Origin of the sequence: Streptomyces sp. NPDC057565, from assembly GCF_042801455.1 — a bacterium.
Classification (GTDB): Bacteria; Actinomycetota; Actinomycetes; order Streptomycetales; family Streptomycetaceae; genus Streptomyces; species Streptomyces yanii.
In genome coordinates this window covers 1-21,362 of the sequence record NZ_JBHVFU010000004.1, presented here as the reverse complement: position 1 = coordinate 21,362, position 21,362 = coordinate 1, and the positions used below count along the sequence as shown (strand labels likewise).

At 68.4% G+C, this 21,362-nt stretch carries 21 protein-coding genes, 1 tRNA gene and 2 pseudogenes; 15 read left to right on the top strand and 9 right to left on the bottom strand.

From position 1 onward, the window contains the following. Window positions 1–65 precede the first annotated feature (65 nt). From ACFU8W_RS10185 to ACFU8W_RS10165, 5 genes are all read left to right on the top strand, one after another. Window positions 66–524: a peroxiredoxin gene (locus tag ACFU8W_RS10185; protein WP_266986044.1), complete on the top strand. Its 459-nt coding sequence runs from the start codon at window positions 66–68 to the stop codon at window positions 522–524. 169 nt (window positions 525–693) lie between these two features. Next, window positions 694–1,269, top strand: a complete 576-nt coding sequence (locus tag ACFU8W_RS10180) for a TerD family protein (RefSeq protein ID WP_037696943.1) — start codon at window positions 694–696, stop codon at window positions 1,267–1,269. 179 nt (window positions 1,270–1,448) lie between these two features. Beyond that, on the top strand, window positions 1,449–2,024 hold the full coding sequence (locus ACFU8W_RS10175; RefSeq protein ID WP_266986046.1) for a TerD family protein: 576 nt from the start codon (window positions 1,449–1,451) through the stop codon (window positions 2,022–2,024). Between the two features lie 71 nt (window positions 2,025–2,095). Further along, window positions 2,096–3,235 (top strand): DUF475 domain-containing protein, encoded by a 1,140-nt coding sequence (locus ACFU8W_RS10170; RefSeq protein WP_384034371.1) that lies wholly within the window; start codon window positions 2,096–2,098, stop codon window positions 3,233–3,235. A 142-nt stretch (window positions 3,236–3,377) separates the two neighbouring features. Continuing rightward, on the top strand, window positions 3,378–4,112 hold the full coding sequence (locus ACFU8W_RS10165; protein WP_384034368.1) for a Tellurium resistance: 735 nt from the start codon (window positions 3,378–3,380) through the stop codon (window positions 4,110–4,112). Between the two features lie 23 nt (window positions 4,113–4,135). Here the strand turns inward: ACFU8W_RS10165 and ACFU8W_RS10160 are convergent, their stop codons facing one another. Next, window positions 4,136–5,008: a TerD family protein gene (locus tag ACFU8W_RS10160; protein ID WP_384034365.1), complete on the bottom strand. Its 873-nt coding sequence runs from the start codon at window positions 5,006–5,008 to the stop codon at window positions 4,136–4,138. Between the two features lie 219 nt (window positions 5,009–5,227). On the opposite strand from ACFU8W_RS10160, the gene ACFU8W_RS10155 reads away from it, so the two are divergent. The 4 genes from ACFU8W_RS10155 to ACFU8W_RS10140 all read left to right on the top strand — a co-directional run bounded on the left by ACFU8W_RS10155 (window position 5,228) and on the right by ACFU8W_RS10140 (window position 10,591). After that, on the top strand, window positions 5,228–6,391 hold the full coding sequence (locus ACFU8W_RS10155) for an HpcH/HpaI aldolase/citrate lyase family protein (RefSeq protein WP_384034362.1): 1,164 nt from the start codon (window positions 5,228–5,230) through the stop codon (window positions 6,389–6,391). Between the two features lie 10 nt (window positions 6,392–6,401). Then, the gene (locus ACFU8W_RS10150; protein ID WP_384034359.1) at window positions 6,402–8,897 is read left to right on the top strand and encodes a phosphoribosyltransferase; all 2,496 of its coding nucleotides are present in this window, start codon (window positions 6,402–6,404) and stop codon (window positions 8,895–8,897) included. Continuing rightward, window positions 8,894–9,757 (top strand): HAD family hydrolase, encoded by an 864-nt coding sequence (locus tag ACFU8W_RS10145; protein WP_384034356.1) that lies wholly within the window; start codon window positions 8,894–8,896, stop codon window positions 9,755–9,757. The genes ACFU8W_RS10150 and ACFU8W_RS10145 overlap by 4 nt, the downstream gene beginning before the upstream one ends. 174 nt (window positions 9,758–9,931) lie before the next feature. Beyond that, window positions 9,932–10,591, top strand: coding sequence for an O-methyltransferase (locus ACFU8W_RS10140; RefSeq protein ID WP_376667614.1), 660 nt, complete (start codon window positions 9,932–9,934; stop codon window positions 10,589–10,591). Window positions 10,592–10,665: 74 nt separating this feature from the next. Here the strand turns inward: ACFU8W_RS10140 and ACFU8W_RS10135 are convergent, their stop codons facing one another. The 4 genes from ACFU8W_RS10135 to ACFU8W_RS10120 all read right to left on the bottom strand — a co-directional run bounded on the left by ACFU8W_RS10135 (window position 10,666) and on the right by ACFU8W_RS10120 (window position 13,884). After that, the gene (locus tag ACFU8W_RS10135) at window positions 10,666–10,890 is read right to left on the bottom strand and encodes a zinc ribbon domain-containing protein (protein ID WP_327246529.1); all 225 of its coding nucleotides are present in this window, start codon (window positions 10,888–10,890) and stop codon (window positions 10,666–10,668) included. Between the two features lie 96 nt (window positions 10,891–10,986). Next, a complete protein-coding gene (locus tag ACFU8W_RS10130) occupies window positions 10,987–11,508 on the bottom strand; it encodes a DUF4383 domain-containing protein (RefSeq protein WP_384034352.1) in 522 nt (173 codons plus the stop codon). Between the two features lie 143 nt (window positions 11,509–11,651). Next, window positions 11,652–13,019, bottom strand: coding sequence for a hypothetical protein (locus ACFU8W_RS10125; RefSeq protein WP_384034349.1), 1,368 nt, complete (start codon window positions 13,017–13,019; stop codon window positions 11,652–11,654). Between the two features lie 70 nt (window positions 13,020–13,089). Further along, window positions 13,090–13,884 (bottom strand): DUF4097 family beta strand repeat-containing protein, encoded by a 795-nt coding sequence (locus ACFU8W_RS10120; protein WP_384034347.1) that lies wholly within the window; start codon window positions 13,882–13,884, stop codon window positions 13,090–13,092. Between the two features lie 190 nt (window positions 13,885–14,074). Here ACFU8W_RS10120 and ACFU8W_RS10115 point away from each other — a divergent pair. Next, window positions 14,075–14,149: transfer RNA gene (locus tag ACFU8W_RS10115), tRNA-Val, on the top strand. A 68-nt stretch (window positions 14,150–14,217) separates the two neighbouring features. Here the strand turns inward: ACFU8W_RS10115 and ACFU8W_RS10110 are convergent. Then, window positions 14,218–14,775, bottom strand: a pseudogene (locus tag ACFU8W_RS10110) (site-specific integrase); the annotation flags it as partial. A gap of 281 nt (window positions 14,776–15,056) precedes the next feature. Next, window positions 15,057–15,524 carry an NUDIX hydrolase gene (locus ACFU8W_RS10105; RefSeq protein WP_384034344.1) on the bottom strand — a complete coding sequence of 156 codons (468 nt, stop codon included), beginning with the start codon at window positions 15,522–15,524 and terminating at the stop codon, window positions 15,057–15,059. Between the two features lie 1,147 nt (window positions 15,525–16,671). Here ACFU8W_RS10105 and ACFU8W_RS10100 point away from each other — a divergent pair. The 3 genes from ACFU8W_RS10100 (at window position 16,672) to ACFU8W_RS10090 (ending at window position 18,515) form a co-directional block, all read left to right on the top strand. Then, a complete protein-coding gene (locus tag ACFU8W_RS10100; protein ID WP_352272730.1) occupies window positions 16,672–16,821 on the top strand; it encodes a hypothetical protein in 150 nt (49 codons plus the stop codon). A gap of 291 nt (window positions 16,822–17,112) precedes the next feature. Next, on the top strand, window positions 17,113–17,730 hold the full coding sequence (locus tag ACFU8W_RS10095) for an ABC transporter ATP-binding protein (protein ID WP_384034341.1): 618 nt from the start codon (window positions 17,113–17,115) through the stop codon (window positions 17,728–17,730). After that, on the top strand, window positions 17,727–18,515 hold the full coding sequence (locus ACFU8W_RS10090; RefSeq protein ID WP_384034339.1) for a hypothetical protein: 789 nt from the start codon (window positions 17,727–17,729) through the stop codon (window positions 18,513–18,515). Before ACFU8W_RS10095 ends, ACFU8W_RS10090 begins: the two co-directional genes overlap by 4 nt. Window positions 18,516–18,871: 356 nt before the next feature. Here the strand turns inward: ACFU8W_RS10090 and ACFU8W_RS10085 are convergent, their stop codons facing one another. After that, the gene (locus ACFU8W_RS10085) at window positions 18,872–19,621 is read right to left on the bottom strand and encodes a transposase family protein (protein ID WP_384034336.1); all 750 of its coding nucleotides are present in this window, start codon (window positions 19,619–19,621) and stop codon (window positions 18,872–18,874) included. Window positions 19,622–19,766: 145 nt separating this feature from the next. After that, window positions 19,767–20,171 carry a RidA family protein gene (locus ACFU8W_RS10080; protein WP_384034333.1) on the bottom strand — a complete coding sequence of 135 codons (405 nt, stop codon included), beginning with the start codon at window positions 20,169–20,171 and terminating at the stop codon, window positions 19,767–19,769. Window positions 20,172–20,338: 167 nt separating this feature from the next. On the opposite strand from ACFU8W_RS10080, the pseudogene ACFU8W_RS10075 reads away from it, so the two are divergent. Continuing rightward, window positions 20,339–20,440 (top strand): annotated as a pseudogene (locus ACFU8W_RS10075) (IS5/IS1182 family transposase); the annotation flags it as partial. A gap of 664 nt (window positions 20,441–21,104) precedes the next feature. Further along, window positions 21,105–21,362 (top strand): hypothetical protein (locus ACFU8W_RS10070; RefSeq protein ID WP_384034330.1); only part of this gene is annotated, 258 nt, incomplete at its 3' end.

The following is a 21,362-nucleotide window of genomic DNA, read 5'->3' as shown; positions in this document are numbered from 1 at the left end:
TCTGCATAGGGTGGGAGTCCACCCGGACAGCCCAGCCCGGTGAAGCAGTGAAGGGACGCGTTTCCATGGCGATCGAGGTCGGTACCCAGGCCCCGGATTTCGAGCTGAAGGACAACCACGGCCGGACCGTGAAGCTCTCCGACTTCCGCGGCGAGAAGAACGTGGTGCTGCTGTTCTACCCGTTCGCCTTCACCGGCGTCTGCACGGGTGAGCTCTGCGCCCTCCGCGACGAGCTGCCGCGGTTCGAGAACGACGACACGCAGCTGCTGGCCGTCTCCAACGACTCCATCCACACCCTGCGCGTCTTCGCCGAGCAGGAGGGCCTCGAGTACCCGCTGGTCTCGGACTTCTGGCCGCACGGCGCGACCTCCCGCGCCTACGGCGTCTTCGACGAGGAGAAGGGCTGCGCGGTGCGCGGCACCTTCATCATCGACAAGGAGGGAGTGGTGCGCTGGACCGTCGTCAACGGCCTGCCGGACGCGCGCGACCTGAACGACTACATCAAGGCCCTCGACGCGATCTGATCCGGTTCCGGACGATCCCGCGTCGGTGTTCCGGAGGATCTCCCGGCGCCCCGGCCAAAAGCCTGCTTTGGCCGGGAACCGGTCACTAGGATCCACTCGTTGATCCGATGCCAACGCAACGTGGAGGCGCCGGCAGTCGTCGGCCCCCAAGAAACCAATGGGAGGACTCGTGGGAGTCAGCCTCAGCAAGGGCGGCAACGTCTCGCTGACCAAGGCCGCGCCCAACCTGACCGCTGTCGTCGTCGGTCTGGGGTGGGACGCCCGTACCACCACCGGTGGAGACTTCGACCTCGACGCCAGCGCGCTGCTGACCAACGCCGAGGGCAAGGTCGGCAGCGACGGTAATTTTGTCTTCTTCAACAACCTCAAGAGCCCCGACGGCTCCGTCGAGCACACCGGTGACAACCTCACCGGTGAGGGCGAGGGCGACGACGAGGTCATCAAGGTGAACCTGGCCGGAGTCCCGGCCGACGTCGACAAGATCGTCTTCCCGGTCTCGATCTACGAGGCCGAGACCCGCCAGCAGAGCTTCGGCCAGGTGCGCAACGCGTACATCCGCGTGGTGAACCAGGCGGACAACAGCGAGCTCGCGCGGTACGACCTGAGCGAGGACGCCTCGACGGAGACCGCCATGGTCTTCGGCGAGCTGTACCGCAACGGCGCCGAGTGGAAGTTCCGTGCCATCGGCCAGGGCTACGCCTCGGGTCTGCGCGGCATCGCACAGGACTTCGGCGTCAACGTCTGAGTACGGCCCAGAGAGCGCGACCGGGCCGTTCCTGAGGAGGCACAGCCCGGGCCGCGCCCAGGGGGTGTCCGGCCATGATTCGCCGTCCACCGCCCAGCACGTCCCCGTCCGGCGCCGCACCCAGTGCGGCGCCGGACGCGCTCAACAGACGGTTCATCGACTCGGGGAGGACTCACATCATGGGCGTCACACTCGCCAAGGGGGGCAATGTCTCCCTCTCCAAGGCCGCACCCAACCTCACCCAGGTGCTCGTCGGCCTCGGCTGGGACGCACGATCCACCACGGGCGCCGACTTCGACCTCGACGCCAGCGCACTGCTGTGCCAGTCGGGCCGGGTGCTCGGCGACGAATGGTTCGTCTTCTACAACAACCTCACGAGTCCGGACGGCTCCGTGGAACACACGGGCGACAATCTCACCGGTGAGGGCGAGGGCGACGACGAGTCGGTCATCGTGAACCTCAATCAGGTCCCCGCCCACTGCGACAAGATCGTTTTCCCGGTCTCGATCCATGAGGCCGACAACCGTGGGCAGACTTTCGGCCAGGTCAGCAACGCGTTCATTCGCGTGGTGAACCAGGCGGACGGCCAGGAACTCGCGCGCTACGACCTGAGCGAGGACGCCTCCACCGAGACCGCGATGATCTTCGGTGAGCTCTACCGGTACAACGGCGAGTGGAAGTTCCGTGCAGTGGGACAGGGGTACGCGTCGGGGCTGCGGGGCATCGCTCTAGACTTCGGGGTCAACGTTTCGTAAAGCCGCGCACGGCGCGGGGGAGCCCCGTACACATCCGGGGGAGACCCGTTACATACACGATGGGGTAGCCAGTGCTTCTGAAAACCTTCGGCTGGTCGTTCGCGATTACCGCGCTCGGCCTGGTCGCAGCGGTGTTCTACGGGGGGTGGGAGGCATTCGGTGTGGTCGCGATTCTTTCCGTCCTCGAGATCTCGCTGTCCTTCGACAATGCGGTGGTCAACGCCGGAATCCTGAAGAAGATGAATGCCTTCTGGCAGAAGATCTTCCTCACGGTCGGTGTACTCATCGCGGTCTTCGGTATGCGGCTGGTCTTCCCCGTCGTGATCGTGGCCATCACCGCCAAGATCGGGCCCATCGAGGCGGTCGATCTCTCGTTCAACCAGCCCGAGCGCTATCAGGAACTGGTCACGGACGCCCACCCGGCGATCGCCGCCTTCGGTGGCATGTTCCTTCTGATGATCTTCCTCGACTTCATTTTCGAGGACCGTGACATCCAGTGGCTGCGCTGGATCGAGCGCCCGCTCGCCAAGCTCGGCAAGGTCGACATGCTGTCGGTCTGCATCGCGCTCATCGTGCTGCTGGTCGCGGCCATGACCGTCGCGACCCAGGCGCACCAGCACGGCGGCGGGCACGCGGACAAGGCGGAGACCGTCCTGCTCGCGGGTGTCGCGGGTCTGATCACGTACCTCATCGTCGGCGGCCTCTCCGGCTACTTCGAGAACAAGCTCGAGGAAGAGGAGGAGCGCGAGCACGAGGCCGAGGAAGAGGCCAAGAAGACCGGCAAGAAGCTGTCCGCAGTGGCGCTCTCCGGCAAGGCCGCGTTCTTCATGTTCCTCTACCTCGAGGTCCTCGACGCGTCCTTCTCGTTCGACGGTGTCATCGGCGCCTTCGCCATCACCAACGAGATCGTGCTGATGGCGCTCGGCCTCGGCATCGGCGCCATGTACGTCCGGTCGCTCACGGTCTACCTGGTCCGCCAGGGCACCCTGGACGACTATGTCTACCTGGAGCACGGAGCGCACTACGCCATCGGCGCGCTGTCCGTCATCCTTCTCATCACCATCCAGTACCAGATCAACGAGATCATCACCGGTCTCGTCGGCGTCGTCCTGATCGGCTGGTCCTTCTGGTCCTCCGTCCGGCGCAACAAGGCCCTGGAGGCCGGGGGCGACGACTCGGATTCCAGGGCGGAAGTCCCGTCCGGGGTGTGACCCGGTAGGGATTGAGGAACGCTCTCAGCGGGGCGGTCCATACGGCGACGGTTCTCCGGGAACACCCGGACCCGGCCCGGGGGCCGCCCCGCAGTGATGCGTGCGGGGCCTGGGCACTTACCGAGACGTGTGGGGGTTGGCGATGGCGTTCTGGGACAGCCTGTGGCCGGGGCGGGAAGCACAGTTCGAGTCGGGCAACGCGGCGACCAACTCCATCGTGCTGTCCAAGCGGCACGCCACGGTCTCCCTCACCAAACAGGGCGCGCTGACCGGCAACCTGCGGGTCAACCTCTCCTGGCGGATGCGTACGTCCGACATCGAGGGCAGGTCACGGCAGAGCGGGCGGCTGCTGCGGCCGTTCAAACTCTTCCAGCCCGATGTGGTCCAGGCGCACACCCAGGGTGTCGTCAACGTCGACCTGGACCTGGGCTGCATGTACGAGCTGAAGGACGGCACCAAGGGCGTGGTGCAGCCGCTCGGCAACCTGATCGGCGACCTGAACGCGCCGCCGTACATCAGGCTCAGCGGGGACGACCGCTTCGGGGCGCCGTCGGGGGAGACCGTGTACGTCAACCTCGACCAGCGGGACAAGATCAAGCGGCTGCTGTTCTTCGTCTACATCTACGACCAGACGCCGGCCTTCGACCGTACGCACGCCAAGGTGACGCTCTACCCGGGCAACGGCCCGCGGATCGAGATCGAGCTCGACGAGCGGGCCCCGCAGGCGCGCTCGTGTGCCGTGTTCACCGTGGAGAACGCCAAGGACGAGCTGATCGTGCGGCGCGAGGTGAAGTTCGTCTACGGCTTCCAGTCGGAGCTGGACCGGCTGTACGGCTGGGGAATGCAGTGGGGGCGCGGCTACAAGTCCCGGGCCTGAGCGGCCGCCTCCTGCCGCGGCGGTCAGGAGCGGACGAACTGGGGGCCCTGCGGCGGCAGCACGAAATTCGGGTCCGGGGCGGGCGCGGCGGCCGCCGCGGGCTGCGGATAGCCGTAGGCGGGCTGCGGAGCGGGGGCGGCCGCTGTGGGCTGCGGGTAGCCGTACGCCGCCGGAGCTGCTGCGGGCTGGGGATAGCCGTACGTCGCCGGGGCCGCTGTGGGCTGCGGGTAGCCGTACGTGGGCTGCTGGTGCTGGATCGTGGCCTGCGGGTCGGGTCCGGGTGCCGGTGCCGGGGCGGACACGGGGGCGACCGTCGGCACGGCCGGGGCCGGATCGGGCTCGGCCGCGGCCTCCGCCTCGTCGACCGAGATACCGAATGCGGTCGCGAGCCCGACCAGCCCGGTCGGGTAGCCCTGACCGACCGCCCGGAATTTCCAGCCATCGCCGCGCCGGTAGAGCTCACCGCAGATGATCGCGGTCTCCTCGCCGGTCTCCGGCCGTACATCGAACACGGCGAGCGGGTCGCCGCCCGCCGACGCCGCGTCGTAGAGAAGTATGCAGAGATCGCGGACCTGCTGGAAGGCGGCCCCGTCGGAGGAAGCCGCGATGACCACCTGTTCGACCGACGGGTCGAGCGCGCCCAGGTCGGCCTCGACGGTGTCGGTGAGCCCCTCGGCGACACTGCGCTTCGGTAGCCGTCGTACCAGGCCGGAGGGGTGCCGGGGCTGGTTGTAGAACACGAAGTCCTCGTCCGAGCGCACACGGCCACCGGCGCCGAGAAGCAGGGCCGAGGCGTCCACATCGGGCACCCCGGCGCCCGGAGTCCAGCGCAGCACGGCTCGTACGGCCATGGCATCGAGGGGGACGTTCGAGCCCTTCAGCATCGCGTGCGTCATGGCGGTCATCCTGCCTGCTGGCTGCCTGCGCAGACAACGTGGGGGCCTGTCCCATGTCTCGGCAGCGCGTCGGAACCACGTCCTCCGGGCCTTGCGGAACCGTCGGGAAATGGACGAGTTACCCGAAATTCATGCACGTGGGGAACTGTCGACACCCGTCCATACGTACTATTACCGGCCACACGTTGTCGGGCCGGTCCAGCAGTACGGGGGAATCACATGCGTCATTTCGGGCACATCTCGCCCGCAGTGCGGGAAGGCCTGTTCTTTCGGCAGCCGTGCGAATTCGGGGCGGACTCCCCCGCCCGGATACTTTCGGCCGCCCTCGGCGCCACCCTGTACTCCCCGGCCACCCGGCCGCGGCTCGCCGATGACGTCCTCAAGCAGGCCGGGCGCGGTGTCGTCTCGATGGTGCTGTGCCTGGAGGACTCCATCGACGACTCCGAGGTGTCGGACGCCGAGGAGAACCTGGTCAGGCAGTTCGCCGACCTCGCTGCGCGCGGCGCCGAGGTGCCGCTGCTCTTCATCCGGGTCCGCGAACCGGAGCAGATGACGGACCTGGTGCAGCGGCTCGGAAGCTCCGTCCGATTGTTGTCCGGTTTTGTACTTCCGAAGTTCACGGAAGAGCGTGGTCTTCCGTTCATGGAGGCGCTCACCAAGGCCGAGACGGCCGGGGGACAGCGCCTGTTCGCGATGCCCGTCCTCGAATCGCCCGAGCTGCTGCACCTGGAGACCCGCGCGGAGGCGCTCCAGGGAATTGTCCGCACCGTCCACGCGTACCGGGACCGGGTGCTGGCCCTGCGGCTCGGGGTCACCGACTTCTGCTCGGCGTACGGACTGCGCAGGGCGCCCGACATGACGGCGTACGACGTCCAGCTCGTCGCCGCGGTCATAGCCGATGTGGTCAATGTGCTGGGCCGGGCGGACGGAACGGGCTTCACGATCACCGGACCGGTGTGGGAGTACTTCCGGCTCCAGGAGCGCATGTTCAAGCCGCAGCTGCGCCGCAGCCCCTTCCTGGAGGGCCGGGCCGACGGGCTGCGTACGACACTGATCGAGCACGACCTCGACGGGCTGCTGCGGGAGATCGAGCTCGACCGGGCCAACGGGCTGCTCGGCAAGACCTGTATCCACCCGTCGCACGTCGCGCCGGTGCACGCACTGTCCGTGGTCAGCCATGAGGAGTTCAGCGACGCACGGGACATCCTGCGGCCGGAGCGCGTCGGTGGCGGAGTGATGCGCTCCGCATACACGAACAAAATGAATGAAGTGAAGCCGCACCGCGCCTGGGCCGAGCGCACCCTGCAACGGGCCGAGGTCTTCGGCGTGGCGAGGGAAGACGTCGGCTTCGTGGATCTGCTGGCCGCGGGGCTCGCGGAATGAGCGCGTCTCGATGAGCGAGCGCGCAGCAAGGAAAGAGACGGCGAACGTGGTGTGGTCGGGTAGCTGGGTGACGGAGCGACTGGGCGTCGAGCTCGTCGGCAACGGGAAGCCCGAAGGCGACGGCGAGCTCCGGGAGCTGCTGGGCCTCGCCCTGCGCCGCAACCCCAAGCGGGCCCATCTGCTCGTCTCCAATGTGCTGGGCAAGCATGTGCCGCAGCGGCCCTCCGTGGTGTACGGCGCGGGGGTCGAGCTCGGCCTGCGCGTGCGCGCGCTCCTCGGGGAGGCGGAGGCCCGCCGGGCGGTGGTGCTCGGGTACGCGGAGACGGCCACCGGCCTCGGCCACGCGGTCGCCGACGGGCTGGGCGTGGCCCCGTACCTCCACTCGACGCGGCGTCCGGTCGAGGGCGTGGCCCGGGCGGGCGGCTTCGAGGAGTCGCACTCGCACGCGACGTCGCATCTGCTGCTGCCGGAGGACCCCGCCCTGCTGGCGCGCGGGAGCGGGGCGCCGCTCGTGCTGGTGGACGACGAGTTCTCCACGGGCAACACCGTGCTCAACACGATCCGCGCGCTGCACGAGCTGTACCCGCGCGACCGCTACGTCATCGTGGCTCTGGTGGACATGCGGTCGGCGGCCGACCGCGAACGGCTGACCGGGTTCGCCGCCGAGATCGGCGCCCGCGTCGACCTGGTGGCCAGGGGTACGGGCACGGTGCGCCTCCCGGACGGTGTTCTGGAGAAGGGCCAGGCCCTGGTCGCCGCCCACGAGTCGGAGCGGGAACCCGCCCGGGCCGGTGCGGCAGGATCGGTCAGCCCCCGCACGCGGGTGGAGCTGGAGTGGCCCGCCGGTGTGCCCGACGGCGGACGCCACGGCTTCACCCCCGCCCACCGGGAGACGCTCGAATCGGCCCTTCCCGCCATGGCTGCGCGCATCGCCGACGCCCTGGGCGGTGAAGCCCGCCGCATACTCGTCCTCGGCTTCGAGGAGCTGATGTACGCACCGCTCCGGCTGGGCACCGCCCTGGAGGAGCACACCGACGCCGAGGTCAGCTACTCGACCACCACACGGTCCCCCGTCCTCGCCGTGAACGACCCCGGCTATGCGATACGCAGCCGGCTGGTCTTCCCGGCCCACGACAATCCGGCCGACGGCCCCGGCATCCGCTACGCGTACAACGTCGCGGATGCCGGTTTCGACGCCGTGGTGGTCGTCGTCGACTCCGCCGCCGACACCCCGGAACTGCACGCCCCGGACGGCCTGCTGGCGGAACTCGCCGCACACACCTCCCACGTCCTGCTGGCCGTCGTCCCCTCGTACGTCCCGTCGTCCGCCCCCTCCACCGCCCCCGAACGGCAGGAACCCCCCATGCTGTCCGAGCCCCTCCGCGGCCCAGCCTTCTCCTCCTACGCGCCGGAAGAAGTCGGCTGGCTGCTCCAGGACCTCTCGGACACCGAGCTGGAGGCACCCACCGAGGAGCGCGAGGAGGCGATACAGAGCGGGGGTGCGCACTACGCCGAGTCGCTGCCCGTCGAGTACCAGCCGTCCGCCGAGTACCAGGACCTGTTCAAAGCGGCCCTGGACCTGTCGGCGGCCCGCATCGCACGGGCCGTCGGAACCGTCACCGAGACGGTCCTCGCCGAGCGCACCCCCCGCCCCGTCCTGGTCTCCCTCGCGCGGGCCGGCACCCCGGTCGGCGTGCTGATGCGCCGCTGGGCCCAGCACCGTCACGGGCTCGATCTGCCGCACTACGCCGTCTCCATCGTGCGCGGCCGGGGCATCGACGCGAACGCCCTGCGCTGGCTGGCCGCCCACCACGACCCCGCCGACGTCGTCTTCGTCGACGGCTGGACCGGCAAGGGCGCCATCACCCGCGAACTGGCCGCCGCACTCGGAGAGTTCGACGGCTTCGATCCCGAGATAGCGGTCCTCGCCGACCCGGGCGGCTGCGTCCGCACCTACGGCACCCGCGAGGACTTCCTCATCCCGTCCGCCTGCCTCAACTCCACTGCCTCCGGGCTGATTTCCCGTACCGTCCTCCGCTCGGACCTGGTCGGCCCCCATGACTTCCACGGCGCGAAGTTCTACCGCGGGCTCGCGGAGGCCGATGTGTCCGGTCACTTCCTCGACACCGTCGCGGCCCACTTCGACGAGGTCGTCGACGCCGTGGACGCCGAGGTCAAGGAACTGCTCACGGCCGACCGCGCCCCCACCTGGGAGGGCTGGGCGGCCGTCGAGCGCATCAGCGAGGAGTACGGCATCCACGATGTGAACCTGGTCAAGCCGGGTGTCGGCGAGACCACCCGCGTACTGCTGCGACGCGTCCCCTGGAAGATCCTCGCCAAGCGCGGAGCCGGGGCCGACCTCGAACACATCCGGCTGCTGGCCGAGCAGCGCGGTGTGCCGGTCGAGGAGGTCGACGGTCTCCCGTACACCTGCGTCGGACTGATCCACCCGAAGTACACCCGCGGAGCGACGGGCGCGGACGGCAAGGCGGTGGCGTCACAGTGACCCACCCGGCCACTACGACCACCCCGACCACCCCCACCACCCCTGTGACGCTGGTCGCCAGCGACCTCGACCGCACCCTCATCTATTCGACGGCGGCACTCCAGCTCGCCATGCCGGACGCGGACGCCCCCCGGCTGCTCTGCGTCGAGGTGTACGACAACAAGCCGCTCTCCTACATGACGGAGACGGCCGCCGCACTCGTCGACGAACTGGCCCGCACCACGGTCTTCGTACCCACGACCACCCGTACCCGCGAGCAGTACCACCGCATCCAGTTCCCCGGCCCCGCACCGAAGTTCGCCATCTGCGCCAACGGGGGACACCTCCTGGTCGACGGCGTCTCCGATCCCGACTGGCAGGACCGGGTGGCCCGCCGGCTCGCCGACGAGTGCGCCTCGCTCGCCGAGGTCCGCGCCCACCTCGTGGCCGCCGCCGACCCCGCCTGGCTGCTGAAGGAACGAGTCGCCGAGGACCTCTTCGCCTATCTCGTCGTCGAACGCTCGCTGCTGCCCACGGACTGGGTGGAGGAGCTGGCCGAATGGGCGGGGCCCCGCGGCTGGACCGTGTCCCTCCAGGGCCGCAAGATCTACGCCGTGCCCAAGCCGCTCACCAAGAGCGCCGCGATGAACGAGGTCGCCCACCGCGCCGGCGCCACCCTCACCCTCGCCGCCGGCGACTCGCTCCTCGACGCCGATCTGCTCCTCGCCGCCGACCTCGCCTGGCGTCCGGGCCACGGCGAACTCGCCGACACCGACTGGAGCGCCCCGCACGTCGACGTCCTGACGGAACGCGGTGTGGCGGCGGGCGAGGAAATCCTCCGCCGGTTCATTCGGGCCTCCGTCGCCCGGCGCGGCCTCTGACTCCTGCGCGGCCCTCGCCGAACGGGCTGGACCCTGCGCGGAGAAACATGTCGACGCGATCTTCGACAAGCTCGGACCGACAGGGAACAGTGGCTGACAACCGACGCGTTCCCCCCGTACTCCGGTACGGGAGGACCTGACCAGCCTGCCCGGCACGCACAGAGAGAGTCTGCGATGTCCAAGGGAAACGAAACCAAGATCACGGACGAGTTGTACGCATACATGCTGGCGCACAATCCGCCGCTCGACGCGGTGCAGCGGGAGCTCGTCGAGACCACATACGCGCGCCTTCCCGATCAGGCCGGCATGCAGTCCGCCGAGGAGCAGGGGCCACTGCTCGCCTTCCTCGTACGGCTGACCGGGGCCCGGCACATCGTCGAGGTCGGGACATTCACCGGGTTCTCCGCTCTGGCCATGGCGCAGGCGCTGCCCGCCGACGGGCGGCTGATCGCCTGCGACATCTCGGAGGAGTGGACCGCCTACGGCAGGGAGGCGTGGGAGAAGGCAGGCGTCGCCGACCGGATCGAGCTGCGCATCGCCCCCGCGCTCGACACGCTGAGGGCGATGCCGTCCGAACCGCACATCGATCTCGCCTATCTGGACGCGGACAAGGGCAACTACATCCCGTACTGGGAGGAGCTGGTGCCCCGCATGCGGCAAGGCGGCCTCGTCGTCACCGACAACGTGCTGTTCCACGGCGGCGTGACCGACCCGCAGGCGACCGGCGGGGCGGCGGCGATCAAGGAGTTCAACGAGCATGTGGCCGCCGACCCGCGGATGGACAGCGTGATGCTCACCGTGGCGGACGGGCTGACACTCTCCCGCAGGAGGTAGCGCCGCCCGTCGGCCGGGTCGAGCCGGAAGCGCGGCCCACCCGCCGGGTCGAGCCGTTCGGCGCCGCGGCCGGGTCAGCCGCAGCAACCACCACCGCAGCAACCCCCGCCGCCACCGCCACCCGACGGGGCGGCGGGCGCGGACTTGGCCGAACCCCCGCCCACAGCCACGGTGGAGAGGAGCTTCACGGTGTCCTCGTGCCCGGCGGGGCAGGAGGCAGGGGCCGAGGACTCGGCCATCGGACGGCTGAGTTCGAACGTGTCTCCGCAGGAGCGGCATCGGTATTCGTAACGAGGCATGACCCCAGGCTAACCGGCGGCCCTCTTCGGCAGCAGTATCCGGCAACAGGACCCGGGGACGGTACGGGAGGGCGCACCGCCGCGACGGCACCGCTCCTACGACCGGGCAATCGGCATGGACTGCCGCCGGCTGTGGCGCAGTTCCTGGGCTGCCTGCTCGGGATGGCGGGCCTGCCAGTACGGGTTGTCGTGCGGGAGCCCGCCACTGACCCTCCCGTACATCCCGAACATCATCAGCATCAGTCCGACGACAAAGCTGAACAGCACGTTCTGCAGGTGGAAGGCCAGGAAGTTGTAGTCCGTGTCGAGCAGCGCGAGATTGATGAAGCCACTGAGGATGAACAGGACACCGAGGACCATGTTGAGCGTCGAGGCGAAGTTGCCACCGATCACCATTCCGATGAACAGGAGCAGGCCGACGCAGATGGACAGGATGCTGAGCGTGCCGTTGGTGTTCAGGCCCGCGACGGTGGCACCACCCGTGTCGAAGAAGCCGATCTTGTTGATGAGCCCCAGGATGCCGAAGGCGAGCAGCACCAGTCCCATCAGCCCTGCCCCGACACGGTAGACACTGCTGAGCCGGTGATCGACGGGGAGATGTTCGTCGAGCCGCGCCATTCTGCCGGGTCTTGCCGGCCCTCGCGCCGCTCGCTGCGGGTGATGAGGGAAGTGCGGGAGACGCGGGGCATGAGTGTGGGCCATGGCGGCCTCCTTCGGACAATCACCATGATCCGCCCCGCCCCGGGCCCCGACAACTGGGCTCAGCCCCCGGCGCCACGCTCCTCCCGGATCTCGGAGACCACCCTCGCAGCCGTCTGCCGCACCGCTTCCGTCTCGGTCAGAAAGTGCCAGTAGTCGGGGTGGCGGCCCTCCAGTCCGGCGACGGCGCGCTCCAGCCTGGCCACTCCGTCGTCCAGCGGCCGGGCATGGCGCGGGTCGGGCGTGTTGCGGCCCGCCATGGCCAGACGCTGCGCGTCGCGGATCGCGAACCGGGTCCGCTGGATCTCCTGCTGCGGATCCTTGGCCACGGCGTCGAGCCGCTGCAGCCGGTCACCGGCCGCGGACACCGCCTCGTCCGTCGCGTTCAGCAGGGCCCGTACGGTGGAGAGCCGCGAGGTCGCATCCGCCCAGCGCTGCTCGTCCCGCGCCTTGGCCGCCTCCTTGAGCTTCTCCTCGGCCTGCCGCACATTGACCGCCGCCTGCTCCGGAACCGGCTGAAGGTCCTGCCAGCACGCGGCCGAGAAACGCCGCCTCAGCTCACTCAGCACCGGCTCCACCGAGCCCGCGCGGGTGGTCAGCGCCTGGGCACGGGTACGCAGCGAGACCAGGCGGCGGTCGATCTCGGCGGCACGCTCGGGAAGCTGCTCCGCCTCCGCCCGTACGGCCTCCGCACCGCGCAGCACCTGATCGGCGCGGAGCAGCGTCTCCGGCACGCCGTGCCGGCCGGCGCCCTGGTTGAGCTTGGTCAGTTCGGGGGCGAGGGCCGCCAGGCGAGCGGCGAGATCGTCCGCCCGCAGCCCGGACGCGCGCACCGCGTCGAGAGCATTGCTCGCACCGAGCAGCGCCTGCCGGGCACGCTCCACGGCGGGCGCGAGCCGGGCGAGCTGTGTCTCCGCGTTTCCCAGGAGCGGACCGAGTCCCTGGGCGAACCGGTCGAGCTCGCCCTTGACCCGTACGAGCTCGTCCTTGGCGCCCGTCAGCTCCGTCCTGGCACGTGCCGCGACCGCCGGTTCGAGATCGTCCCGGTCCAGGTCGTGCGCGTCCACCGCCGTGATGTACGCATGACTCGCCTCGTCGATCCGCCGTCCCAGAGCGGCGAAATCGTCCACGACCCTGCGCGCGGCGGGCGAACTGTCCACCGCCGTGATCGTCTCGATCGAGATCTGCAGATCGCGCTGAGCCGTGTCCAGCTCGTAGAACGCCTCCGCGGCCGCATCCTTCGCCGCCTGCGCCTCGACACGCTGACTCTCCCCACGACCGCCGAACCAGCGCCGTGTACCTCCACCGGCGAAAGCGGCCGGCACCGCGGCGGCGAGCAACGGCACCGGAAGCAGCATCAATGCGAGGACGTCCCTGACGGCGGAATTGCCACCCGCTCCTGCCCGCGGCCGCGCGTGTGTCGCCGTCACATCCCTCTCCCGTGCCGTTTCGCCCTGCCCGGTTCATTCTCCCACCAGTAAGGACGAACACACGGGCCGGTTAGTTCGCCGTTCGCACCGTGATCTGACCGTTGTCGCTGCGCGCCTTCACCACATGAGGACTGCCGTCGCTGCGCGGCACCTTCACCGAGGTGCGCCCGTTCCTCGCGGTGGCGGTCACCGCGTACGCCTCCGAACCGCTCGGCAGATCGATGGTCACCCGGCCGTTGTCGCTGACGGCGTCCACCAGATCCGGCACAGCGCTGAACCCGAGCCGGATCCCCCCGTTGTCCGAGCGCGCGGAGACGGACCTGCTGGAGATCCGCTCCGTGTCGAGGCCCCCGTTGTCACTCTCCAGCTTCAGCGGACCGCTGGAGTCCCGGACGGTCACCCGTCCGTTGTCGGAGTGGAGCGTGAGCGGAGTGTCGAACCCGGACGCGACGACCCGTCCGTTGTCCCCGTTCACCGTCACCGCGACGCCCCGCGGCACCCTCACCTGGTGGCGCGACCCGCAGTTACTGATCAACGCGTCGCACTTCACCCGCAGCGTGAGCGTGTCGTCCCGCATGGACCACCGGGCATCGGGCCCGTTCCCGAGCACCACCCACCCGTCGACGCGCCGGGTCACCTCGACCTTGCGCACATCGGCCGGCACGAGCTCCACGGTCGTACCGCCGGATTCGATGGTCAACGTCTTCCCGCTCAGCGCGAACGACCGGTGCTCGGCCGGCGCGTCGTCCACGTCCGCGCCGCCACAACCGGTGAGGGCCAGAGCGACGAGGACAGCCCCGCCGGACGCGACGAGCGCGCGGGGCCTGGTACGGGCGCTGGCGTGGGTGCGGGTGCGGAGTGCCACGGTGATCGATCCCCCATCCGGTCCGGCGGGCTGTCCCGCCGGTGTGGTTCCACCGTAGGGAGTGCGCCTGCCCGGGGAGAATCCGGGCGGCTACCGTAAGCGGGGTGGGGATATCCCCCGTCTCCCCGTCGGCCCGGGCAACCGTTTGTGAGCATGAGCCCTGTGCCATGTAGGCTGTTCCTTCATCCACGGGTGCGTAGCTCAGGGGTAGAGCGCTGCTCTTACAAAGCAGATGTCGGCGGTTCGAAACCGTCCGCGCCCACCAGTGCAAAGGCCTCCAACCGATCATGGTTGGGGGCCTTTGACATCTACTTTTGACATCAACGGGCGCGGTCACCCACGGTCGGGACGCTGCCGCTTCAGCATGCGGTCGAGGTGACTCACGGCCTCGCGCTGCGTGTCCTGGACGACGTGGGCGTAGATGTTCATCGTGACCGCGATCTGGCTGTGCCCGAGGATCTCCATGACGACGCGGGGAGCGACGCCGGCGGCGGTCAGCAGGGTGGCGCAGCCGTGCCGGGCATCGTGGAGCCGGATCACGCGGAGTCCGGCGGTCGCGGCGACGCGGGTGAACGAGCGGTACAGGTTGCGAGGCTCGATCGGCCGGCCGGTGCGGGTGGTGAAGACGTAGCCGGTCTCCTGCCACTGATCACCGGCAGCTTCACGCATGGCAGCTTGTCGGAGCCGTTCCCAGCGGAGCGGAGCGACGCAGAGGGCCGGCAGGGGAAGCATCTGCTTCCTGCGGCGTCCCTTGGGATCGTCCTCGTACACCTTGCCGCGGACACGCTGTCGCTGGGTGCGGACCAGGATCTCCCGCTTGTCGAGGTCCACGTTCTCCCACCGCAGGCCGACGATCTCACCGCGACGGAAGCCGAGCGCGATGGCGAGGACGAGATTCTGGACCAAGTCACCTTGCAGGCCGACGAGATCAGGAGCGTTGCGTTCCTGGCGCTGGACGAAGTCCGTGAGCGCACAATCCCCCGCCTGGCTCGGCGGATCTCGGCAGCGGTCGAAGCTCGCGCGGAGGCGGCACCGGTGTGCCTGGAGCATGGAGAGCGACCGAGCAGCCTAGCGGCTTAGGTGTCCTGCACTGTGTCTAGTCCCAGTTGATTCGCGACGTCTTGGTCCCAGGTGAGGCTTGACGGTGGGCCGAGGTGGATGGTGATGGTGCCTCAGTGCTGGATCAGGCCGCCGACCGGGACGGCAGCGACGTGACCGGCTGCCGGAAGCGTCTGCCCCAGGGTGAGGCCAATGTCGACCAGCGATGACCGGCGCAGTCCAGCGACGTCGGGAATCGAAGTCCAGACCGACTCGGCAATTTCGCCGTTCGGCTCCGGCCGGAGCTGGCCGCCAGTGATGCGAACCTGGTAGAAAATACCGACATTCTGGTGCTCGATTCCTGCACGCGCTACGGCCGCGGGGATCACCCTGGAGTCCACGCCCAGAAGGCGTTCGATCACCGCGCTGCAGCCGGTCTCCTCAGCGACCTCCCGGATCACCGCATCGAACGGATCCTCCGCGTGCTCGACCCTGCCGCCCGGAAGAGTCCAGGTGCTCTCACCCTTCGGCGACACGTGACGCGCGAGCAGCACCCGACCGTCCTCGATGCACACGGCGTACGCCGCCAGCCGGAAACTCATCGCCCGCACCTCCCACCGAACCCTATCCCGACGTCCAAGATCCGCACATCGACCACTGTCAACCATCAGCCGGGACCGAAGCGTCAAGCATCTCCCGGGACCGGACAGGTGTCCTGCACTGCGTGCGGTGAGAGTTTCTCTACTTCATCAAGCACCCCGGCTGCGCTCCGCTCCGCCGGGCGGGCTTCCCGGCTCCGCTCGGGGCGCCGCTCCTGCCTTCGGCCCGCTCCGCCCCGGCTGCGCCGACGCCCGCCCACATGTGGATAGGCCCGGTGGCATGAGTCGAGTACCCGACGTGCGTGGACACCGGTCAAGGACGATGCCTCCGGCGGGGGATCGGCCGGCACCGGGATGGAGGGGGCGCCGTTCCCGGCCGCGGGCACATCGTGGCGAGCGTTGGGGGCTCCCATCCCGTCCACCATCGACCCAGGCAGAGCCGAGCGGACGCGGCCCATGGCGTCCAGGTCGTTCGTACAGTGGCGCGCTCCACCTGGACGCCATGAACCACGCCCGCTCCACGGTGTGTGGGTCGATGGCGGACGGGATGGGAGCTGGGGAGAGTGGTGGGTAAGGAAGGCGGGCACCTACTCGCCCACAGTGGTGCGGCGCAGGTCTATGTGTCCTTTGAGAAGCCTCACGGCCATCTCATGCCGAACCTGAAAGGCTAGGTGGTACGGAGTAAGGCCGTCTCGGGAGGGTTTTTCTGGGTCCGCTCCGTATGCGAGCAATACGGCAGCACAGGCGGCATCTAGAGGATCGCCAGTCTGGACCGCTCCGTCTGCCTCGCCATCAATTGCCCTGAGCAGCGGGGTCCAGCCACTGCGGCTGTCCTACTCATCCGGGTCATGGCCCGCGTGCAAGAGTCGGGTCAGCTCCCGCAGGTCGTCCTGTTCAACTGCGAGATGGACAGGCGATATCTCGTACTGGCCTGAGTCATCGGTCATGCACCCGATCCAACCAGGAGGGGCATGACGGGTGATGTCTCTTTCCACTCGCGCCTAGCGACATCGAGAAACGGCAGCCCACGCTGCACGGAGCCGGGCACGGCACTGCCCCGGCCTCGCCCGGGCAAGGCAAGCGGCAGGCAGACAGGCCGCAGGTGACCAAAAGCCGGCCCGCCAGTGCCATCACGTGATCCCCGACCAGTATGGCCACGTTCAGCGTCGAAGTACCGGCCGTGGCCACAGACGGCCAGGCCTGCCGTAATGCGCGGGTTGTGGCCAACAGCGTCGTATCGTGGACCGACGACCTGTACTCGGTGCGCAAGGAGACCGCACAGGGGACCTCGATCACCTGATGGCCGTGGTCAAGAACCCGGATAGCGCGTGGGACGGGACCGCCGTGCACGCGGCTCCATGGTCGAGTGCCACACGCCGGATTTCCTGACAGCCGTGGAGGAGCTGCGGGGCATGCGGAACCTGTACAACGCCGACGAAACGGCTGAGCCGGCGTCGAGCCGGCCCGGGAGGATCTGGGTCTGTCCATGGTCGGCAGCCTGCGCCAGGACCAGGAACCGGCCCGCCACCGGGATTCCCAGGACACCGACCCCGCCTCCTCCAGCCTCTCCTCCTGCTGAACCGCGTTGGCCATGGTCCTGACGGTGGAGCATGTCGCCAAGAGCTACGGCTCCCGGACCGTTCTGCGCGATGCGGGCTTGCGGGCGGGCCCCGGCCAGCTCGTCGGCGTCGTGGGTGAGAACGGTGCCGGCAAGACCACGCTGCTGCGTATCCTCAGCGGCGATCTGCGTGCGGACGCTGGGACCGTGTACCTCAACGGCACACTGGGGTACTGCCCGCAGCATCCGGTGCTGGATGAGGAACTCACCATCCGGCAGCACCTGCGGCTGTTCCAGATTGCTCACCGGCTGTCCCGTCTGGACCGGGCCGAGAACCTGCTTCAGGCGCTCGGGCTGGCCGCCTACGACCAACAGCCGGTCAAAACGCTCAGCGGGGGCACACGACAGAAACTCAACCTCGTCCTCGCCCTGATGCACGACCCGGAGGTGCTGCTGCTGGACGAGCCCTACCAAGGCTTCGACTGGGACACCTACCTGCGGTTCTGGGACATCGCCCAGGACCTCAGGACAGCCGGCCGCACCGTGGTCATCGTCTCCCACCTCGCCTACGACACCCACCGCCTGGACGCCCTGTACCGACTGAGCGACGGCCGGCTGCACCCCCTACCGACCACGGAAGCGCAGCAATGAACGCCTACCGCACCGCCACCGCCTACAGCTTTCTGGCTCTGGCGAAAAACCGGCTCGCCCTCACCCTCCTGGCCTTCTTTGTCCCACTGTGGATCACCATCGCCAAGACCGTCGCCACCCCCGACTCCTCCCCGTTCCGGCTGCGCGCCACCGGACAGGTCCTCCACGCGGGCGGAGACAAGATCACCATGCTCAGCGGATCCCTCAACGCCGTGTCCCTGCTGGTCGGCTTCTGGATGTTCAGCGCCGCCCGCCGCACCAGCGACTTCGACCGACGCCTGACGGCAGCAGGCTATCCGCGCTGTGCCCTGCTGGCGGCCGAACTCACCACCCTGCTCGCCACCGCCGCCATGGTCAGCACCTACGCCGTGGCGTGGATGCTGTTGTACTGGTCACCGCGCCAGACCGGCCTGCTCATCTTCGCCGTACTCTCCGCGGCCCTCATCTACGGCGCGGTGGGCCTGTTCCTGGCGCTTTTCCTGCCCAGCGAGATCGAAGGCATGGTCGCCATCATCATGACCAGCATCATCGACCTCGCCCCGCAGAACCCCGTCGGCGCGACGACCGCCAACAGCCCACTGATCACGCTGCTGCCCAGTTACGGATCCCTGCAGACCGCCCTCCAGGCCGGTTTCACCCACCACCTCACTCTGGCGCCCCTGGCCAACAGCCTGGCCTGGCTCAGCGCCCTGTCGGCCATCGCACTCGCCGCGTTCGTGCGGCGCACACGCGTCCACAACGTCGGACAGCAACGCCGCGAGCGTCCTCACAGGGCACGGTCGTAAGTCGGCCGGCATCGCCGTGTCCGCTGGCAGTCGCACTGTGGCGCTGCTCGCCAACGGCTTGGAGCTGGCTTCAGGGCTTGTCCCAGCTCGTCGCAGCCCCGCCGTCTCTGGCCGGGGCCTGCTCTCCCCCAGTCCCACAGCGCTTGGAGAACAGGGCCGAGACGACGTCCACGCGGGGTGCCGAGGCTGCCGACGCGTCCGTGGTGACCGGGAGGCCGAGGGACCTATCAAGGGGGCGCCGGGTGTCTGACATCAACTGCTGACAGCAACAAGCGCGGACTGCGGCAGCCAGCGCCGCACCTTGCCGGACCGTTCCTCATGGACGGCAGGTAGTCGACCAACGTCACTGAGTGTTTTCAGCGTTGCCTCTCCAGGGTGAGGACGGCTTTGGTGATGACGGTCATGCGGTTGGGGCTGATGCGGGATCTGCGGAAGATCTGCCAGGACTTCAGCCGTGCCATGCCACGTTCGACCGGTGCTTTCGCCGCGGCCAGGGCCCGGTTGACGGTGCGCTGGGTGAGGGTGAGTTCACCGCCTGGTGGCCGTTTGAGTCCAGTGGTGACCCAGGGGCCGGCGCCCTGGTAGGCGCGGTCGGCGAGGATCGGAACACCCTGACGCTCGCAGATCCGTATGATGCGGTGGGTGCGGGCCGCGGTCAGGTCGTGAGTGCGGCCCGGCAGCGCGGGAGAGATCCACAGCAGGTTGCCGGTGGGATCGGCCACGACTTGCACGTTCACACCGTGACGACGGTGCTTGGCCGAGTAGTCGGCCCGGCTGTCACCGACACGGCCGCACTCGGCGAGGGTCCCGTCCAGCAGGACGAACTCCGGATCGTGCTCGCGCAGAGTCTTCAGCAGGCCCGGGGCCCGGTCGGCGAGCAGGCCGGTCACGGTGGTGACATACGCGTGGGCGGTGCCGACGGATATCCCGAAGCCGGCAGCGATCCGGGTGAGGGCGTCGTGGCGGCGCAGGTACACCAGAGCGACGAGCGCCCGCTGGTGCGGCGGCAGCTTGCACCGTCGGTCACCCTCACGGGTGACGATGAGCATCGTGACCCACTCGACGAGGGCATGCGCGAGGTCGAGTGCGGCAGGACAGGGAACCAACGAGGCTCCCGTACCGATGGGTTGAGACTTCGAACACCTCCCCCAACGGCGCAGGAGCCTTGTGCGTTGCGGTCCTCATCCTGACGTCACTCGATCAGTGACCACTCTGAAAGAGCTCAGTGAAGGAATCAGGCCAGCCTCCTACCTATCGCTTCACGTCGAGACGCACGAGCGCGCCAATCTCCACGAGTTGGTCCGGCAGTGCCAGGTCGGAAATGCCCATGACCGTGCTGGCGGGCCTGTGCTCCCCGAAGTACTCGGCGTGGAGGCGTGCTGTCGTGTCGAAGTTCTCCCGCAGGTTCCTCACCAGCACCGTGGTCTCCACTATCTGGCTACGCTCGGCTCCGAACTGCCTCAGCACCAGGTCCAGATTCTCCAGCGTGGTTCGAACCTGCAGTTCGAAGTCGCCTGCACCCACGAAGTTGCCGTGCCGGTCATGGGACAGCTGCCCTGACACGTAAACCGTGTCACCGACCTGGGTGGCTTGACTGTACCCGTACAACGACTCCCACGGCATACCAAAACCGAATGCCTTCGCCTGAGAACTCATGACTCACTTCCTTGAAACAGTGGGCGGGACCGTCAGTTGCAGACAGGACCTTGCACTCAGAAGTTACGGGTTCGTAGAAGCGATGCTTGTCTGGCAGCGCAGTCGAAGTGTTCTCTGAGCGCACAAAATTGGTTGCAGTGAGCTCTGTCAAAGCGGCGGGCGTGAATGTGCGACTGAAGTCCTGGAACGTCTCCCGCAGAGCCCGCTGCAGTCCCAACCGCATGACCGTCATCGCCGCAGCAGTCCTCACCCTGGAGCGTCAACGCTGAAAGAGCTCACTGAGACTCCGCCGACCTCGGCTACTGTCTGGGGCCCGAGAGTCGGGCGCAGTGAAGGGGAGACCGCCGCCGTGTCGATACGCGAGAACTTCGCCAAGCTCTTCAAGAGCACCGCCAGGACTCCCGACGGCGACCCGTTCGCGGTAGAACGCCCGTGCCAATGCTCGCCGGAGTGGCCTGGCTTGGAGACGACGGCAAACGGGCACATGCTCCCGGCTCAGCCCTCCAGCCACTACAGCGTTCTCACGAACCCCGAGGTCGGTCCCTTCGTCGCGCGCTGCACCGGTTGTCAGGCTCGCTACCCCCACCCTTGGGTGATCCCGCAGGGCGCGCCGATGCCTTTCGACTGGGCTCGTGAGACTCCGCCGACCGCATGAGCGCCGAGAGCAGACTCAGTCTGGGAAGATCACACTCGTAGCCTGGGAGTCCGGGAGAAGGCCACGCGTGCCCCCTGCGTGCCCGATCGGACGGCCACAGTCGGGGAACAGCGGGGAACGTCGGCGAGTCGCCCGGAGACTCGCAGGTCAGCGTCTTGCCAGGTCAGGCGCAACGCGGTTACGCGATCTTCCAAACTGGTGCTCCCTGACCCGGGTAGCGGCGCTTGACTGGGTCATTGAAACTCCACCGACCTTGTGGCCCTGTCCGGGAGGAACTCATGGCAGAACCGATCCACTACACGAGCTTCCCCGGCTTCGACGGCACCAGCCTGGAGGACAGCTTCGTCCTGGAGATCCAGGCAACACCAGGCCGACTGAACATCACGCTGGACCTCATGATCGGGTGGGCCCATCCGTCATACCGGGACCCACTCGAAGGTGTGAATCGCCCTGGGTTTGATGGAGACATCGAAGACCCGGAAGGATCCCCGTCATGGCTGCCCCCCGGAAATACTCCGACGAACTGCGTGAGCGTG

Coding starts and splice junctions, on each gene's coding strand:
- ACFU8W_RS10140 (WP_376667614.1), top strand. CDS start 9,932: ATGTCCAAGGGAAACGAAACCAAGATCACGGACGAGTTGTACGCATAC.
- ACFU8W_RS10160 (WP_384034365.1), bottom strand. CDS start 5,008: ATGACGCACGCGATGCTGAAGGGCTCGAACGTCCCCCTCGATGCCATG.
- ACFU8W_RS10185 (WP_266986044.1), top strand. CDS start 66: ATGGCGATCGAGGTCGGTACCCAGGCCCCGGATTTCGAGCTGAAGGAC.
- ACFU8W_RS10105 (WP_384034344.1), bottom strand. CDS start 15,524: ATGAGTTTCCGGCTGGCGGCGTACGCCGTGTGCATCGAGGACGGTCGG.
- ACFU8W_RS10080 (WP_384034333.1), bottom strand. CDS start 20,171: ATGAGTTCTCAGGCGAAGGCATTCGGTTTTGGTATGCCGTGGGAGTCG.
- ACFU8W_RS10155 (WP_384034362.1), top strand. CDS start 5,228: ATGCGTCATTTCGGGCACATCTCGCCCGCAGTGCGGGAAGGCCTGTTC.
- ACFU8W_RS10090 (WP_384034339.1), top strand. CDS start 17,727: ATGAACGCCTACCGCACCGCCACCGCCTACAGCTTTCTGGCTCTGGCG.
- ACFU8W_RS10135 (WP_327246529.1), bottom strand. CDS start 10,890: ATGCCTCGTTACGAATACCGATGCCGCTCCTGCGGAGACACGTTCGAA.
- ACFU8W_RS10165 (WP_384034368.1), top strand. CDS start 3,378: ATGGCGTTCTGGGACAGCCTGTGGCCGGGGCGGGAAGCACAGTTCGAG.
- ACFU8W_RS10175 (WP_266986046.1), top strand. CDS start 1,449: ATGGGCGTCACACTCGCCAAGGGGGGCAATGTCTCCCTCTCCAAGGCC.
- ACFU8W_RS10130 (WP_384034352.1), bottom strand. CDS start 11,508: ATGGCGCGGCTCGACGAACATCTCCCCGTCGATCACCGGCTCAGCAGT.
- ACFU8W_RS10150 (WP_384034359.1), top strand. CDS start 6,402: ATGAGCGAGCGCGCAGCAAGGAAAGAGACGGCGAACGTGGTGTGGTCG.
- ACFU8W_RS10100 (WP_352272730.1), top strand. CDS start 16,672: ATGGCCACGTTCAGCGTCGAAGTACCGGCCGTGGCCACAGACGGCCAG.
- ACFU8W_RS10095 (WP_384034341.1), top strand. CDS start 17,113: ATGGTCCTGACGGTGGAGCATGTCGCCAAGAGCTACGGCTCCCGGACC.